The organism is Candidatus Auribacterota bacterium, from assembly GCA_026392035.1.
Lineage (GTDB): Bacteria > Auribacterota > Tritonobacteria > UBA1439 > UBA1439 > JAPLCX01.
The window spans coordinates 26,894-40,432 of record JAPLCX010000085.1; the positions used below are offsets into that span (position 1 = coordinate 26,894).

At 47.6% G+C, this 13,539-nt stretch carries 22 protein-coding genes; 4 read left to right on the top strand and 18 right to left on the bottom strand.

What is annotated here, in order from left to right:
• Entirely contained in the window at positions 1–396 is a 396-nt protein-coding gene (locus NTX71_09310) for a retropepsin-like aspartic protease (GenBank protein ID MCX6340097.1), read from the top strand.
• A gap of 116 nt (positions 397–512) precedes the next feature.
• Here the strand turns inward: NTX71_09310 and NTX71_09315 are convergent, their stop codons facing one another.
• The 9 genes from NTX71_09315 to NTX71_09355 form a co-directional block, all read right to left on the bottom strand.
• Positions 513–1,091, bottom strand: coding sequence for an Hsp20/alpha crystallin family protein (locus NTX71_09315; GenBank protein MCX6340098.1), 579 nt, complete (start codon positions 1,089–1,091; stop codon positions 513–515).
• Positions 1,092–1,197: 106 nt separating this feature from the next.
• Positions 1,198–1,506, bottom strand: a complete 309-nt coding sequence (locus tag NTX71_09320; protein ID MCX6340099.1) for a hypothetical protein — start codon at positions 1,504–1,506, stop codon at positions 1,198–1,200.
• Positions 1,507–1,548: 42 nt separating this feature from the next.
• A complete protein-coding gene (locus NTX71_09325; protein ID MCX6340100.1) occupies positions 1,549–1,845 on the bottom strand; it encodes a gas vesicle protein in 297 nt (98 codons plus the stop codon).
• A 49-nt stretch (positions 1,846–1,894) separates the two neighbouring features.
• Positions 1,895–2,152 (bottom strand): hypothetical protein, encoded by a 258-nt coding sequence (locus tag NTX71_09330; protein ID MCX6340101.1) that lies wholly within the window; start codon positions 2,150–2,152, stop codon positions 1,895–1,897.
• 427 nt (positions 2,153–2,579) lie between these two features.
• On the bottom strand, positions 2,580–2,894 hold the full coding sequence (locus tag NTX71_09335) for a hypothetical protein (GenBank protein ID MCX6340102.1): 315 nt from the start codon (positions 2,892–2,894) through the stop codon (positions 2,580–2,582).
• A 33-nt stretch (positions 2,895–2,927) separates the two neighbouring features.
• Positions 2,928–3,098, bottom strand: coding sequence for a hypothetical protein (locus tag NTX71_09340; GenBank protein MCX6340103.1), 171 nt, complete (start codon positions 3,096–3,098; stop codon positions 2,928–2,930).
• Positions 3,099–3,137: 39 nt separating this feature from the next.
• Entirely contained in the window at positions 3,138–4,109 is a 972-nt protein-coding gene (gvpN, locus tag NTX71_09345; protein ID MCX6340104.1) for a gas vesicle protein GvpN, read from the bottom strand.
• Between the two features lie 6 nt (positions 4,110–4,115).
• Entirely contained in the window at positions 4,116–4,481 is a 366-nt protein-coding gene (locus tag NTX71_09350; protein ID MCX6340105.1) for a hypothetical protein, read from the bottom strand.
• A gap of 818 nt (positions 4,482–5,299) precedes the next feature.
• The gene (locus tag NTX71_09355) at positions 5,300–5,884 is read right to left on the bottom strand and encodes a hypothetical protein (protein MCX6340106.1); all 585 of its coding nucleotides are present in this window, start codon (positions 5,882–5,884) and stop codon (positions 5,300–5,302) included.
• Positions 5,885–6,176: 292 nt separating this feature from the next.
• On the opposite strand from NTX71_09355, the gene NTX71_09360 reads away from it, so the two are divergent.
• Complete coding sequence (locus tag NTX71_09360) at positions 6,177–6,446, top strand: hypothetical protein (GenBank protein MCX6340107.1); 270 nt, start codon at positions 6,177–6,179, stop codon at positions 6,444–6,446.
• A gap of 140 nt (positions 6,447–6,586) precedes the next feature.
• Here NTX71_09360 and NTX71_09365 read toward each other — a convergent pair whose 3' ends face one another.
• Positions 6,587–6,829, bottom strand: coding sequence for a hypothetical protein (locus tag NTX71_09365; GenBank protein ID MCX6340108.1), 243 nt, complete (start codon positions 6,827–6,829; stop codon positions 6,587–6,589).
• 21 nt (positions 6,830–6,850) lie between these two features.
• Between NTX71_09365 and NTX71_09370 the strand changes: the two genes are divergently transcribed.
• Positions 6,851–7,639, top strand: a complete 789-nt coding sequence (locus tag NTX71_09370; GenBank protein MCX6340109.1) for a DDE-type integrase/transposase/recombinase — start codon at positions 6,851–6,853, stop codon at positions 7,637–7,639.
• Between the two features lie 224 nt (positions 7,640–7,863).
• Here NTX71_09370 and NTX71_09375 read toward each other — a convergent pair whose 3' ends face one another.
• The 5 genes from NTX71_09375 to NTX71_09395 all read right to left on the bottom strand — a co-directional run bounded on the left by NTX71_09375 (position 7,864) and on the right by NTX71_09395 (position 11,406).
• On the bottom strand, positions 7,864–8,604 hold the full coding sequence (locus tag NTX71_09375; GenBank protein MCX6340110.1) for a DUF3627 domain-containing protein: 741 nt from the start codon (positions 8,602–8,604) through the stop codon (positions 7,864–7,866).
• A gap of 267 nt (positions 8,605–8,871) precedes the next feature.
• Positions 8,872–9,555: a hypothetical protein gene (locus tag NTX71_09380; GenBank protein MCX6340111.1), complete on the bottom strand. Its 684-nt coding sequence runs from the start codon at positions 9,553–9,555 to the stop codon at positions 8,872–8,874.
• 98 nt (positions 9,556–9,653) lie between these two features.
• Entirely contained in the window at positions 9,654–9,860 is a 207-nt protein-coding gene (gene gvpA / locus NTX71_09385) for a gas vesicle structural protein GvpA (protein MCX6340112.1), read from the bottom strand.
• Between the two features lie 104 nt (positions 9,861–9,964).
• On the bottom strand, positions 9,965–10,171 hold the full coding sequence (gene gvpA, locus NTX71_09390; protein MCX6340113.1) for a gas vesicle structural protein GvpA: 207 nt from the start codon (positions 10,169–10,171) through the stop codon (positions 9,965–9,967).
• 932 nt (positions 10,172–11,103) lie between these two features.
• Positions 11,104–11,406, bottom strand: a complete 303-nt coding sequence (locus NTX71_09395; protein MCX6340114.1) for a hypothetical protein — start codon at positions 11,404–11,406, stop codon at positions 11,104–11,106.
• A gap of 149 nt (positions 11,407–11,555) precedes the next feature.
• Here NTX71_09395 and NTX71_09400 point away from each other — a divergent pair, with 149 nt between their 5' ends.
• Positions 11,556–12,677, top strand: coding sequence for a DUF4172 domain-containing protein (locus tag NTX71_09400; protein MCX6340115.1), 1,122 nt, complete (start codon positions 11,556–11,558; stop codon positions 12,675–12,677).
• 271 nt (positions 12,678–12,948) lie between these two features.
• On the opposite strand, the gene NTX71_09405 is transcribed toward NTX71_09400, so the two are convergent.
• Genes NTX71_09405 through NTX71_09415 form a run of 3 tightly spaced genes read right to left on the bottom strand, consistent with a single transcriptional unit; the run spans position 12,949 to position 13,485 of the window.
• Positions 12,949–13,101, bottom strand: coding sequence for a hypothetical protein (locus NTX71_09405; protein MCX6340116.1), 153 nt, complete (start codon positions 13,099–13,101; stop codon positions 12,949–12,951).
• Positions 13,082–13,252 carry a hypothetical protein gene (locus NTX71_09410; GenBank protein ID MCX6340117.1) on the bottom strand — a complete coding sequence of 57 codons (171 nt, stop codon included), beginning with the start codon at positions 13,250–13,252 and terminating at the stop codon, positions 13,082–13,084. The genes NTX71_09405 and NTX71_09410 overlap by 20 nt, the downstream gene beginning before the upstream one ends.
• Positions 13,252–13,485 (bottom strand): hypothetical protein, encoded by a 234-nt coding sequence (locus NTX71_09415; protein MCX6340118.1) that lies wholly within the window; start codon positions 13,483–13,485, stop codon positions 13,252–13,254. Before NTX71_09415 ends, NTX71_09410 begins: the two co-directional genes overlap by 1 nt.
• Positions 13,486–13,539 lie beyond the last annotated feature (54 nt).

The window sequence follows — 13,539 nt, forward strand, 5'->3', positions numbered from 1 at the left end:
ATGGCCAAACAATCCCTGCAAAAGATAATTCTTAAAGAAGGGATAATCTCTATTTATGTTGTGCTCAAAGGCCATATTACTTCGCGTACTATAAAAATGGCTCTGGATACAGGAGCCACTTATACTATGATACCCATAGAAATCGCCAGGGATATAGGTTACGATCCCACTCTTACCAAAAGACGAATTGAAATTTCTACTGCTAATGGATTGATTTTCGTACCTCTGATTACAGTCCTGGAAATAAGTTTTATGGGGCTCACCCTGAAAAGTATCGATGTAATCTGTCATAACTTACCTTCTGAAAGTCCGGTGGAAGGCCTGCTCGGTCTCAACTTTTTAATCCACCTGCCTGCATTTATTGAGTTTTATCAGAAAATCCATTCTCATATCTAAAACCATCCGTCTGTTTCCAGCCTCAGGGTCACACCCTGAATACTAACTATGAATGCTCGTCCAAAACCTGCTATGGTCTAAGTCAGTATTCAGGGTGTGACCCCGAATGTGATCATTTAATCCTGTGAGTGGCATTTCATCACTTTGATTTCCAGCATGCCGTTATTGTATTTTGAGCGAAGCGTATCCGCTTTAACCTTTGCCGGAAGCAGGATCTCCTTGCGGTATTTCCTTTCGCCTGATTTGGCTGAAATATCCAGGATATCCCCTTTCAAATCAACCTTGATATCCTTTTCATTCACCCCCGGCATTTCGGCATACACCCGGATCTCTTCCTTCTCGTCAAACACGTCGGTGATCGGTTCGCGTTCCTCCTCGACCCTCGGCCCCTGGGGAGTTTTTTTGATCTTGTGGCCAAACGGCTCAACAGAGACCGGCCTGCCTCCGAGCGCGGTTTTTACAGAGAAACCAAAAACCCCCTTCATCCCTTCCTTCAGATGACTCAGGTCTATCTCGCCCTCTTTTTTGATTTCGCCGCCTGATTCTTTCAGGGCTTCCGCCAGGTCCACCAATTTCTCAAGCCCTTTGAACAACCCCCCCAGGCTGAATTGCCCCATACCGATGTCAAAATCCGCCCCTTCCTTTTTTCCGCCATGGGCGGCTCCGCCTCCGGCGGGCTTCTTCCCCTTTATCATGGCTCTCTCCTCCTCTCTGGCCTCAGGGTCACACCCTGAATACTAACTACGAATGCTCATCCAAAACCTGTTATGATCTAAGTTAGTATTTAGGGTGTGACCCCACTTAATAATTTATAGTTTCAATGTTCTGCAAAATCCTCTTTTTATTCTCCTTAATCTTCTCTTGTGTCCTCTCTTTTCTTCTCTTGAGTTTAAGAAGCCAGCTCTTTTCTGTTATATCTTTACCTTGTTTTGTCAGGCTGCATATTCCTTTAAAGGCATCAAAATCAACAAAACCATTTCTCTCTAACCCCTTGCAGATCACATACGCATAGTGAGAACTGATTCTTAATCCCTGGGCTATTAAATAGTAATGAAGCCTATCCCCATTTTTAGCTATGACATCCAGGGTTTCCTGCTCCATGCCGGTCATTTCACCCCCATGCCGATTTTAAAATGGTTATCAATGGGGTAATTATTTTATCTTCGCCTCCAAACGCTCAAGCCTCTTCTTCAAAACCGCATTCTCCTTCTCGAACTCCTTTTCCCTCGCCTTCGTGGAAAGGTACGCGTCCTGCTGCCACCAGTTGATCCCCATCTCCATGGCCTTATCAACGGAGGCGATCAGGAGCCTTATTTTGATATTGAGAAGGTCAATATCGGCGATCTGTATCTTGATGTCTCCGGCAATCACTATTCCCTTGTCCAGAACCCGTTCCAGTATATCCGCGAGATTGGTAGCCTGGATTGAATGCGCCAATTGCTCAACCATTTTCTACCTCCTGCATGCTCACGCTTATGTAAAATTATGTGTATGGCGGTTATCGCTCTTCCACCCTCTCTTCTTTTCGCGCGAAAGAGACCGCCTCCAAAGCATCAGTTAATGTAATCTCGTAAACATTTCTATCCTGAACTCGGGTAGGGAGACCTAAAGATTTGATAAATGAACTCTCCTCGTAAATCTCCGCTTCGCCTATCCATCCCTCCTGAGATCTGGCTATCTTTATTACTTTTGCGTCCCTACCAAGAGTCTTTTTAAAAAAATCTGTAATTGCCTTACCCACTTCTTCTATTTTCATACCCTCACCCTGGTTATTTATCCTGCAACTACGCCTATCCCCCTGCATTTTGAACAGGGAAGACCGCATCCTTTCTCCCGGCCTCTTCCTTTGCAGGAAAGGCATACCTCAACCTTCTTGGTATGCACGTTTACAACGCCTTTTCCACGGCAGACAATACAGGCAAGGTCGGGATTCAGATGCGATTTCCCCGTACCATTACAATAAGCGCATATCACCGCAGGCGGTTGAATATTTATAGTCCCGACGCCTGAACAAACAAAACAGCTTGTGCTTTTCTTGGAAGGCATAAACCCTCTTCCGCCACAAAATCCACATCTATAGACGTGTTTACTTAGGACTTCTCCTCTCCTGCCTGCCTTTTGACTTTTGAAATCAAAGGTTTTCCACATCATTATCTTGCCCGCCTATTAAATTAGGATTTTCTTTAATATTTTAGATGCATGGTCTTCCAGTCTTTGGATGGAGGCTTTTTGAATCCCCCGGGATCTGCCTGGCTTCTTCTAGGTTCCGCTTCTTCTAGTTTTTTCATTTCCGCGTTAATCTCATCAATCCTTTTTTGCATACTCTTTTTTCTTTTATCTAAAATATAAGTTTCCTTTTCCAGCCTATCCTTCTCTTTTTTCAACATATATAAATCGAGATAGGTAGAGCTTTGCACTCTGGGGATTGATCTCTTTTTGGCGCTATGCAGAGTCCTTACCTCTCTCAAACCGCTTAATTCCGTAACTCCTCTGACCATTTTCCCCTCCCCATTAAGATCTCTAAAAAATCTCTATCTTGTCACCCCTCTTAAAGTAATCAGAACGCTCTTTTTCTTACTTGCTCCTATGATTTTCAGCTCAACCACCTGGCCTTCCTTAAAATCCGCCGCCCGCTGAATATTGCCGGGAAGTTTAATATTTCCTTCTTTATCCACCCTGGATAATGCCCGCATAAGTGTCATCTCATTCACCTCCAATGTCGCTTTGTTATTGCTCAAAATCTATACTACAGAGGTTTCTTTCTCGGATTTCTGTCCAATCTTCTCTGCGCTCCTGGCCTTGCCAAGTTCCTTTTCCACAAGATCTCTGACTACTTCTTTCACCCTGGCTTGATTCGTCCTTGAGCCAACCCGGCTTGTCTCAGATGCCAGGATATCCTGACACATCTTCAGGAACCCATCTGAGTTGGAAGGAGTCATATTCTGGACTTTAAGCGTTTTTGCAATCATAATACAGCCGCGGATGGTTGGAGCGAATTCGCACTTTCCCGATTCCCTCAAGCCCCTGACAATATTAACTACCTTCTCGGCATGGTGTTTTGAGAGCTTGGATTTCGCCTGGGTTATTGCCAGCTCTGTCTCATAGTCAAAGTGCTCCAGGTCCATGGTAATCATTCTATCCCTTAGCGCATCCTGACTCCTGTGTACCCCGGCATATTCCTCAGGGTTGGAGGTAAAAACAGCGGTAAAATCAGGATCAACCCTTAAATATGGTTCTTCTCCACCTCTTCCCACCGGCAAATCCATCATCTTCTCCTGAAGGATGGAGAGGAGAATATTATTAGCTTCCGGGCGCGACCGGGTGAATTCGTCATAGATCAGCGTAAATCCGTACTTACAGGCAACGGTCAGCCGGTTATCCACCCATCTCTTTATCATATCCTCTTCTACCTTCAAAACCCTGGATACAAAGCGGTCAACCACCTTTCTGATTCGATAGCCATACTCGCCACCGACTAAATCAGAGGTGGTAAACTCTTCATCTCCATGAATCATCACCACCGGCCGTCCTATTTTACTCGCGATATGCATAGCCAACGTTGTCTTGCCGGTGCCGGATACCCCCCTGAAGTGAACCGGAAAGCCGGCCTTAATATAGGAAAGGCTCCTATCGGTAACATCCTTGATATACTTGGTTTCCACAAAGTCCGGCAGAGGACTTGGCTCCAATACTGTGGTCATCTCATCAACCATTTTATATCACCCCTTTTCTGTTTGTCTGCCTGCCCGCCGAAGCCCTGGCGCAGGCAGGGAATTCGATTTCTTGCTTCTTAGAGTCTCATTCATTTTGTTCCAGGTTCTGCTTGCTTCAGCCAAATCTGCTTTTATTTCCTGCTCTTTCTTCTTAAAGTCTTTCCTCAGGGCATTGACATTTTTGATTAGCTCATCTCTCTTCCTTTGTAAATATGCTTTTTGCTCTTTAGCCATTTCCTGATGAAACTTCCTGGAATCAGCTAAAAACTTCCTGGCATTATCTTGAACAGCGGCAGCTTGTTTCTTCAGCTCTCTGATGCCGCTCTTTCTATCTTCGTGACCTGTTATAATATTTTCACAGATAGATTTCATGTCGCCTGATACATTCCCATGGACCAGCCTCATTTGCGAACAACCCCTTTGCCCCCGCATTTGATACAAGGTAACCCACTATCTATCTCTGCGCCAGTACCTTTACATTTAGGGCACTCTTCGGCAGCGCCTTTAACTGTGACCATACCTTTGCCATCACATACAGTGCAGGTAACCCGGGCATTATGAGGATAGACACCGGTTGCGTTACAAAAAGCGCATTTAATCGCCGGCTCCACAACCTCAACCTTACCTGTGCCTCCGCATACCTGACAGGTGGCAAGCTCGGATAGCAGATTAAACGGGTCTATACCTTTTCCTTTACAAAAAGCGCATCTTATTTTGCCCAATTTCCACCTCCCCTCACCCTGGCCTTCCCCCCATCGTCTCCCCCTTTGGAAAAGGGGGTTAGGGGGGATTTTCCCCCTTCCGCCAATCCCCGGCTAAATCCCCCCTGCCCCCCTTTGCTAAAGGGGGGGGAATTGGAGGGCCTTCGCCACCTTCATTGCCTTCTCCCCCCGTTCCCCCTTTTGAAAAAGGGGGCTATGGGCACGGCCCCCTCTTTGGAAGATTTGCTCTCACCCTGTTCCCCCCTTTGAAAAGGGAACTATGAGGGCGGATCCCTCTTTGGCAGATCTGCTTTCACCCCGTTCCCCCCTTTGTTAAAGGGGGGGAGAATTGGAGGGCCTTCGCCACCTTCATTGCCTTCTCCCCTCGTTCCCCCCTTTGGAAAAGGGGGGTTAGGGGGGATTTGAGAAATCTCCTCCACCACCGCCGCCTGCCGGTCCTTCAGACAGGCTTCCCAGTCAGGGGCGAGTTTATCCTCTCTTCTTTGGTCTTCCTCTTTTCTTTTTCGGCTTCGCGACAGCCTCTTCAACAGTCTTTACCCCAGCCCTGGCTTCGACCCCGATAGGCTTGCCGCCTCTTCTCTTTGCCATGGCAGCGGACATCGCCCACCAATTTGCCGCCATCCTGCCGTTCTCATCCGCTAACCCCTTCAACATCTTCCTGGTGCCATTCACTAAATCCGCCGCAAACTTGGCAAGATCCTTCCTTTGTTCCTCGCTCATATCAGCGTGGGCGTCGGAAAACTCTTTCAGCTTGTTTCTGACGTGCGTCTCGATATCTTTAGTGTTCTTCGCGAGACTCTTTCTGAGGTCGTCGGTCATTTCCTTGTGATCTTTCTGAAACCCGCCAAGGAGATTTCCGACATTCTTGGTCAGATCTCCCACGAAGCCCCCCAGAAATTGAGCCTGTTCCGCGCTCATCTTCTTCCTATCGGACGTAAAGCCATTCAGCGTCTCATGAACATCGCCCACAAGTTGCCCGAGTGACTTTACCCTGAGATCATACGAGGATATGATATCCTCAGTGATCCTCTTTATGCCATCTGCTATTCCCATATCATCCTCCTTTCCTTGTTCACGGTACTGTCAAAATTTTTATCTTAAATATTGCCTAACTCACTAGAGTTAAGCATGTTGCTGCAAAATTAGCTTCCTCCCCCTATTTTCAGGGGTTTTTACCCTCTATTTCACCCCCAGGAGTTATCCACATGAGCCCGAGGCCGAGCGTTTCTGCAGAGCTCGGCTCGGCGAGGGTCCCGCCACGGCGGGATGGGTAACTCCGTGCTCTGAAATCCTTTTTCGCGTATAATTACCGCATTGCCCTCTCTACAAAAGGAGCATGTCACCCATGAAAAAGCTCGATCGCTTTATCATCTGGATCTGCAGCAAGTTTAACCGCAAAGAAATCGAATTCATTGTCGCAGGCCTTGTCAGAATCCTCGTCGATCGTAACCCGGAAGTTAAACCGCGCGATGATTTCAAAGAGAAACATCCAAACTACCGCAACTTCTCCGTCGATCCCTTGCCGCCAATATCAGAACCCCTTAAAAAAAAGATCGAACTTGTTCTTGGAAAGAACTTCTTGCGCGATATCCCAAAGAACACGGCAAACCGTTAGAACCTGTTTCCCATCGATCTCAGAAACTTCTCGTCCCAAAACACATCAAATGCCCCTGCTGCAACGCCCCACATCGCTACCTCTACTACAACGATGGCACTCGTCGTTCTCAAATCCGTTGCAAAGTCTGTTACACCCTCTCACAAATTGGCAAACACAAACGGCAACCCAAAACAGCCTTCTGGTGCCCCTACTGTCACAATGCGCTCTACCTCTGGAAACAAAAACCTCTCTTTACCATCTATAAGTGCTGCAACGATAACTGCCCCCGCTATCTCGAGAACCTCAACAAGCTCAACCCAAGCGAGAAAAAAGAACGTAGAAAGCGCGTATCTCAGTTTAAACTCTGCTACCAATACCGCGTCTATCACTTCAAAGATCAACAACTCGCTCCCTCTTCACCTATGCAACCGACAGTCGATTTAAGCCGCATCCATGCCCATCCCAGCCTCGTCGGCCTTATCCTTACCTTCCACATATCCTTTGCTCTCTCCGCCCGCAAAACCGCGCTCATGCTCAGACAGGTGTTCAATATCCGCATCTCTTATCAGACCGTCCTCAACTACTCCGAAGCCGCAGCCTATTGGTGCCACCGCTTCAATCGCAACTTCAAAGGCTCTATTGATACGATAGCTGCCATTGATGAAACATACATCAAGGTCGCGGGCAAATGGGCATTTACCTTCCTGGCTGTCGCCATCCGCTCACTTAAAATTATTGCCTATCATGTCGCGCATGATCGCTCTGTTCTTCCCGCCGTCTGCGCCCTTAAAGAAGCCATCAGAACCGCTCACCCCATGCAATCTCTTACTCTCGTCAGCGATGGCAACCCTTCTTATGGCGATGCCACCCATTTCGTCAACTCCTCCAAAAACGGCCACCCTCTCAAACACCGCAAGGTAATCGGCCTGCAAAACCTTGATCAGGAGTCAGAAACCTATCGCCCTTTCAAACAAATAATCGAACGCCTCATGCGTACTTACAAGTCCCATACCCGCTCAGCGTGTGGCTTTGACTCATTCTACGGCGCCATAATCCTCACCACTCTCGTCGTTACTCACTATAACTTCTTAAGACCGCACAGCAGCCTAGGCTACAAAACACCTATCGTCATCGATGATCTTCAGTCTATACCCACCATCCAGGATCAGTGGTGTAAGATCATCGACATATCGATGAAGCTTGCTGCGTAGCTGATCCTCTTGTCAAAGAGCTTTACTCAACCTCAGGATAACTCTGCCTCTTACCTGCTTATTACCGCTCTCGTCCCGTACTTATCGCCTCGCAAAACCTCTGTTCCCCATACCTCCGCTATCGCTTACCCCTATATCTCGTCACTTCCTAACCTTTCATAGAACTTTTGACACTACCTTGTTCACCGTTTAAAACCGCTTATGTAAAAGAGCGGGGAGTATTCTTATCCTTTCTTACCCTTCCTCCTGCCTCCTTTCTTCCCAGGCTTTTTAACTGCATCTTCAACTGTGGTTACCTTCTCTCCAGCTTCAACCTTAACCAGCTTAGCTCCTTTTCTTTTGTCCATCGTAGCTGCCATGTCTTGCCAATTAGCAGCCATTTTCTCTCTTTCATCTGAAAAACCACCTAGCAGTTTCTTTGTTTCACTGACAATACCAGCTACATACTTGGCCAACTCTTTCTTGAGCTCTTCGCTCATATCCGCATGCGCATCAGAGAATTCCTTGAGCTTGTTTTTAACGTGGGTCTCGATGTCCTTGATACCTTTTCTAATGTCCCCCATCATAGCCTTAAAGCCCTTAATTCTATCTGCTTCTCCTTTCTCAAGCCCTTCCTCAAGATTGTCAGCCATCTCTTTATGGGCCTTCGCTATTGCTTTCATCATGGTGCCAACATTTTTAGTGAGGTCTTTTACGAAGTCAGTCAAACTTTCTGATAACTCCTCACTCATTTCTTTATGCTCTTTCTGGAATCTTTTAAGCGTGCTTTCCACGTTTTTCGACAGATCCTCGACGAAATCGGCTAATGACTTAGCCTGTTCCGCGCTCATTCTCTTCCTGTCTTGCGTGAAGCCTTTTAAGGTCTTTTGGGTATCAGCCACCAGCTCACCGAGCGCCTTTACCCGCAGATCATACGAGCCGATGATATCCTCGCCCAACCTTTTCATGCTATCTGCAATACCCATAACTCCCTCCTTACTTTGTCTTTTCCTCTCTCCCCCTGCAAACAACCATCCGCGAGTGATACGAGTCTAGAAATCACCTATCTATATAAACCCCGGGAGGGTGATTTTTCTCTCTCCCGCTCCTCCCCCCGAGAGTAAATTACATTATGCACGTTAGCTCGCTTTGGCTCGCTAATTAAAACCCTAAATCCTAAACCCGAAACTCTAAACAAATCCAAAACCCAAAAACCCAAACAAAGACGCATGGACGATGAAAAAATTCCAAAGTTATTGTAATCCCGAGGCAGCAAAAGCATCTCCGGAACAAGTCCCCTGTGCTACCGAAGCGTACTCACTCCGATCACTGATCTGATCAGTCTCTTTCTGATACCGGAGCTGAATTTCCTGAACCGCCATCTTTAAATCTTTCACCTGAAGTTTATCACCCTTGGCCAGGAGACCCCTCAGGGATGCGAGAAGTTCCTGCTGTTCCTTCTCAAATTCATACAGCGCGCCCACAACCTCGTTCTTTCTCCGCTCTGTTTTTTCAAGAATCCGCCGTATCGTCTCCTGGAATTCTTTAACCCGCCGCGACTCCCCCCTGCCCAGAGAGCTCCTCAATTCATCAAGCTGTTCTCTCAACATCCTCGCCATCTCTCTCTGTTCGTCGAAATAACCATCCAGCAGATCGCGCACTTCCCTCTCCCGTTCCTCCTGCGCTGACACCACGCCATTCATCATCCCGTCAAAATCCCTCTTTCTTAGAGAACCGTTCTGGGCGAGAAGTTCGCGCAATTCCCCATTGGCATATTCGCGCTCCCTGTGTACATCAAGAAAAGATTCCTCAAAACCCTTGAGAAGCTGCTGCGTGGTGTCGCAAAGGGATTCAAACTCCCGTATGCGGGTGTCATAAGAGCCGAGCGCACTATCAATTATCGCTCGTACGTCACTGGATAGGGCTGCTTTTTTCATATTGCACTTCGATTGGGTTGAACATCCTTGAAGGGTATTGCTTGGCGAGATATGCCCCGCCTTGCGGGGGATACCTCGGCAAGCACCCTTTTCCCCGCTTACGCCGCTGACGCGGTAAGGCCGATCGCCTCGGCATACTTCAGGTACGTCTCGACTGATGCAACCACGACCCTGGCTTCAACAGCGAGCAGCTCAATACCCACCAACGACACTCTCACCCAGGCATCAACCACGATGCCCTTATCCAGTATCCGGTCGATAACCTCAACCAGGCTGGATGAACCGATCGTTTTCTCTACTGCCATGTTAATTCACCTCCTTCCCTTATTGGATTTTTGCTGCAAACTCCTCGATGCCACTCACTCAAATCCCCCCTGCCCCCCTTTTCTAAAGGGGGAAAGAGGGGGATTTACGCTGCCGACGCGGTCAGGCCGATTGCTTCGGCATACTTCAGGTACGTCTCGACTGATGCCGCCACGATTCTGGCTTCAACAGCGAGCAGCTCAATACCCACCAACGACACTCTCACCCAGGCATCAACCACGATGCCCTTGTCCAGTATCCGGTCGATAACCTCAACCAGGCTGGACGATCCGATCGTCTTTTCCACTGCCATTTGACTCACCTCCCTTCACTTAGTATTCCGCTTTGGACTGAGGAGCGGTCAACCCCGATTTTATACTCTTGATTCAATAGCGCGAACAAAACCCCCACCGAACCGGTGGGGTAGTTTCACCTATGCATTCCTTGAGACACTGACACTCTTTTGTGTGCTTCTGGTAATAAGCCTCTGCATACCATTGCGATCCACTCCTCGGGGCTTATATCCTCGCGTCTGCAACGCCTTAATATCTTCCCCATTTCCCTGAATATATGTTCTTGAGCTGTCATTTCATTCACCGCCAATTAGAAATAGCAATAATCATGCCAAACGCTATAGATTGATGAATGAATATTACCGAATTAACATATCGCTCTTGGGTCAAGTATATTACGAATATGCAGATCGTTCAGATTAGACATTAAGAAATGTTGTAGACACAGAGGGGGGCCTGAAAGAGTGGGACATTTTTGGGACGGAACAGGACAGAATCGGGACAGTAAATATATGGTATCGTTCAAAAGGTTAGGCATTTCAGCGTTACTAACAATTTCCTCCCCCTCCGAAGGGGGAGGACAGGTGGGGGTGAAAAGTAATTACCCGTATCTCTTACTGGTTGAGCAAGAACGAGTAAGTACGGCAGAGCCCCCTCCCCTTCATCCCCTCCCACGGCGGGGAGGGGGAATATTGGTTATGGCCTTTGCCGAGACTTTTGAACGATATCAAGTTTTTAAGGAGTGAAGGGTATGGGTGAGGGGTTCAATACAATGAACACCCCGAGACTGAGAAGGTGTGAAAAAATCCAGTTTTCGGCTTATGTATGTGATATCAGAATATTGTCATTGCGAGCGGAGCGAAGCAATCTCTTGTTCCGCAATGAGTTGAGATTGCCACGTCCGCCTCGTCCCGCTTAGCGGGACTCGGCGTCCTCGCAATGACAATGTAACCTATTTTGTGCTCCCCGTAATATATGTGCTTTGGTCCTCGGGTGAAAGATAGGCGAGGACGGTATCCTTGAATTGTCTGAATCCGATTTCAAATACATTCTCAGAGGCCCTGACCAGTTCGGCTCTGTTTATTTTAATATCCCTGTCTTCGGCGCGCTCATACTGTGAACATAAAATATACAGGTCGAATACGTCTCTCGCCTGAATAACGGCCCTTGTGCCGAGAGCCTTTATTTTTTGCGATATTGCAGATTCGATGGGATAGTGCGGGATGGGGAAGGGAAGCAATTTGTATGTCCGCAACAGCGCCTCCCGGGCCCCCTACCATAAATGATTCATTACCTGTTTCCTTCAAGCGATAAAATATATTTTTCATATGGAGCCAGGTTATTGTATAATTGTATCAGAATTTGAAGCGATTAGACTGTTTAATCGCTTCTGGAGGGATATAGATGAAATACATCTGGGAGCGCAGAAATTGGTTTGATTTTAAATATGACGATGCCGTCTTGCTCAAGCCCTTGAGCCATCTGCGAGTCTTGCAGGGGAAATTATTGGGCCGCATTGCCTCTCTTGATATTAAGCTCGAGACCGAAGCTCAGGGGGCTATTCTGGTTGAAGAAGCCGTCCGCACCGCAGAAATAGAAGGACAAAAGCTTAATCGGGACGCAGTTCGCTCATCGGTGGCTGTAAGGCTTGGCTTGCCGCGCGGTATTGGTACTCACGATAGGAATGTTGACGGCCTTGTGGATGTTTTGCTTGATGCCGTTTGTTTTCACGATAAGCCTTTGACGCTGGAGCGACTTAATGGCTGGCATGCGGCATTGTTTCCTTCGGGTTACTCCGGTTTAAAAAAAATAATTGCAGGGGAACCACGGGGTAATGCGCCTATGCAGATAGTTTCCGGCCCCATCGGTAAAGAAAGGGTGCATTTTGAAGCGTTGCCGGGGGAGCACCTCGATGAAGAAATGCGTCTCTTTGTAAAATGGTGGGATTTGTCGCCAGGCCGCATGGATGGCATATTGCGCGCGGCCGCTGCCCATCTGCGTTTTGTGACAATTCACCCTTACGAAGATGGTAATGGCCGTTTGGCAAGGGCTTTAACGGACATGGCTTTGGCGCAAGACGAAAAATTAAAAGTCAGGTTTTACAGTGTCTCGTCTGAGATTATGCGCTCAAGAGACGAATATTATAAAATCCTTGAGGATGTGCAAAGATGCCGTCTCGATGCCACGAAATGGTTTATATGGTTTATCAAATGCGTCACGGCATCCATTGAGCATTCCAGAGATATCATCGCCAACGTATTCATACGATTTGACTTTTGGAATCAGCACACCCAGACACAACTTAACGAGCGTCAGAAAAAAGTTCTAAACCGCATCCTGGATGCCGGGCCCGGCAATTTTGCCGGCGGTCTGACAACGCGCAAATACGTAAGTATTGCCAGGGTCAGCCGCTCCACCGCTTTTCGTGAAATCGCAGATATGCTCGATAAAAATGTCCTGCGCCAATTACCCGGCAAGGGCCGTAGCGTTCATTACGATTTGGTTTGGCCAAGGATGGACAAGTAGGCAAAATTATAGGCACTTTAGATGTAACTGCTCAGGAGCAAGAATTCAGGAGTCAGGAGCCAGGAATTGGAATGAGGACGCCAGCGGCGACATTTGAGGACTTGGGATACGGCGATGTTTCCGAGTTATTACGGGGAGCATAAAATACTTTACATGTCATTGCGAGGAGCGCAGCGACGAAGCAATCTCAACTCTATGCGCAGCAGGAGATTGCTTCTCCCGCTTTGCGGGACTCGGCCTCCTCGCAATGACAACCTTAATGCTGATTTTTTCACACCTTCTGACCCCTTACGTTTTTATCAATGTCATTCGTTATCTGTGCTTGCTCAAGCCACATATTCCAATAGGCAATGAGTTCCTCTTCAGATAAATTGCGAAGATCAAGGTCTTCTTCGCTTGGAAATTCATCTCTGATTCTGTCCATAATCGGGTAAACCTTCAACCTGAAACGGCAATATCCCATCAGCCTTGTCAACGATAATATTATGCGCCTCGATAAGCGAATGGCCGGCCGTTTCCCTCTGGACATCGGGCCATATCGCCAACCATTCCTCCGCCGCCTTCGCGTACGCCATCAGTCTTCTTTCATTGGCATGAATACGCCGACTTCATCATCCACTGCCATCGAAATCTCTCCATAATACTTAAAAAAATGCCTGGGGTTTATTCCACTCACCGCCAAATCAATGTCGCGCGCCGTTACAACATTATCAATGCACGAACCGAATAGCACTATTTTCCCCGCTCCGTACGTCTTGCTTATCTCCACGATCCTGCTTAATTCCTTTTCAAGACTCTTTTTATTCATTATGCCCCTTCGCAATACCCTTCGGAATTTCCGGCAGGCTTCTCCTCATTACCC

What these genes read in the sequence shown, in the direction of transcription:
- NTX71_09310 (MCX6340097.1), top strand. Translation starts at nt 1, where the DNA reads ATGGCCAAACAATCCCTGCAAAAGATAATTCTTAAAGAAGGGATAATC.
- NTX71_09355 (MCX6340106.1), bottom strand. Translation starts at nt 5,884, where the DNA reads ATGGGAATAGCAGATGGCATAAAGAGGATCACTGAGGATATCATATCC.
- NTX71_09335 (MCX6340102.1), bottom strand. Translation starts at nt 2,894, where the DNA reads ATGGTCAGAGGAGTTACGGAATTAAGCGGTTTGAGAGAGGTAAGGACT.
- NTX71_09400 (MCX6340115.1), top strand. Translation starts at nt 11,556, where the DNA reads ATGAAATACATCTGGGAGCGCAGAAATTGGTTTGATTTTAAATATGAC.
- NTX71_09405 (MCX6340116.1), bottom strand. Translation starts at nt 13,101, where the DNA reads ATGGACAGAATCAGAGATGAATTTCCAAGCGAAGAAGACCTTGATCTT.
- NTX71_09360 (MCX6340107.1), top strand. Translation starts at nt 6,177, where the DNA reads ATGAAAAAGCTCGATCGCTTTATCATCTGGATCTGCAGCAAGTTTAAC.
- NTX71_09375 (MCX6340110.1), bottom strand. Translation starts at nt 8,604, where the DNA reads ATGGGTATTGCAGATAGCATGAAAAGGTTGGGCGAGGATATCATCGGC.
- NTX71_09320 (MCX6340099.1), bottom strand. Translation starts at nt 1,506, where the DNA reads ATGACCGGCATGGAGCAGGAAACCCTGGATGTCATAGCTAAAAATGGG.
- NTX71_09350 (MCX6340105.1), bottom strand. Translation starts at nt 4,481, where the DNA reads ATGAAATCTATCTGTGAAAATATTATAACAGGTCACGAAGATAGAAAG.
- NTX71_09410 (MCX6340117.1), bottom strand. Translation starts at nt 13,252, where the DNA reads ATGGCGTACGCGAAGGCGGCGGAGGAATGGTTGGCGATATGGCCCGAT.
- NTX71_09380 (MCX6340111.1), bottom strand. Translation starts at nt 9,555, where the DNA reads ATGAAAAAAGCAGCCCTATCCAGTGACGTACGAGCGATAATTGATAGT.
- gvpN (MCX6340104.1), bottom strand. Translation starts at nt 4,109, where the DNA reads ATGGTTGATGAGATGACCACAGTATTGGAGCCAAGTCCTCTGCCGGAC.
- NTX71_09370 (MCX6340109.1), top strand. Translation starts at nt 6,851, where the DNA reads ATGCAACCGACAGTCGATTTAAGCCGCATCCATGCCCATCCCAGCCTC.
- NTX71_09325 (MCX6340100.1), bottom strand. Translation starts at nt 1,845, where the DNA reads ATGGTTGAGCAATTGGCGCATTCAATCCAGGCTACCAATCTCGCGGAT.
- NTX71_09415 (MCX6340118.1), bottom strand. Translation starts at nt 13,485, where the DNA reads ATGAATAAAAAGAGTCTTGAAAAGGAATTAAGCAGGATCGTGGAGATA.
- NTX71_09315 (MCX6340098.1), bottom strand. Translation starts at nt 1,091, where the DNA reads ATGATAAAGGGGAAGAAGCCCGCCGGAGGCGGAGCCGCCCATGGCGGA.
- NTX71_09340 (MCX6340103.1), bottom strand. Translation starts at nt 3,098, where the DNA reads ATGACACTTATGCGGGCATTATCCAGGGTGGATAAAGAAGGAAATATT.
- gvpA (MCX6340113.1), bottom strand. Translation starts at nt 10,171, where the DNA reads ATGGCAGTGGAAAAGACGATCGGATCGTCCAGCCTGGTTGAGGTTATC.
- NTX71_09330 (MCX6340101.1), bottom strand. Translation starts at nt 2,152, where the DNA reads ATGAAAATAGAAGAAGTGGGTAAGGCAATTACAGATTTTTTTAAAAAG.
- gvpA (MCX6340112.1), bottom strand. Translation starts at nt 9,860, where the DNA reads ATGGCAGTAGAGAAAACGATCGGTTCATCCAGCCTGGTTGAGGTTATC.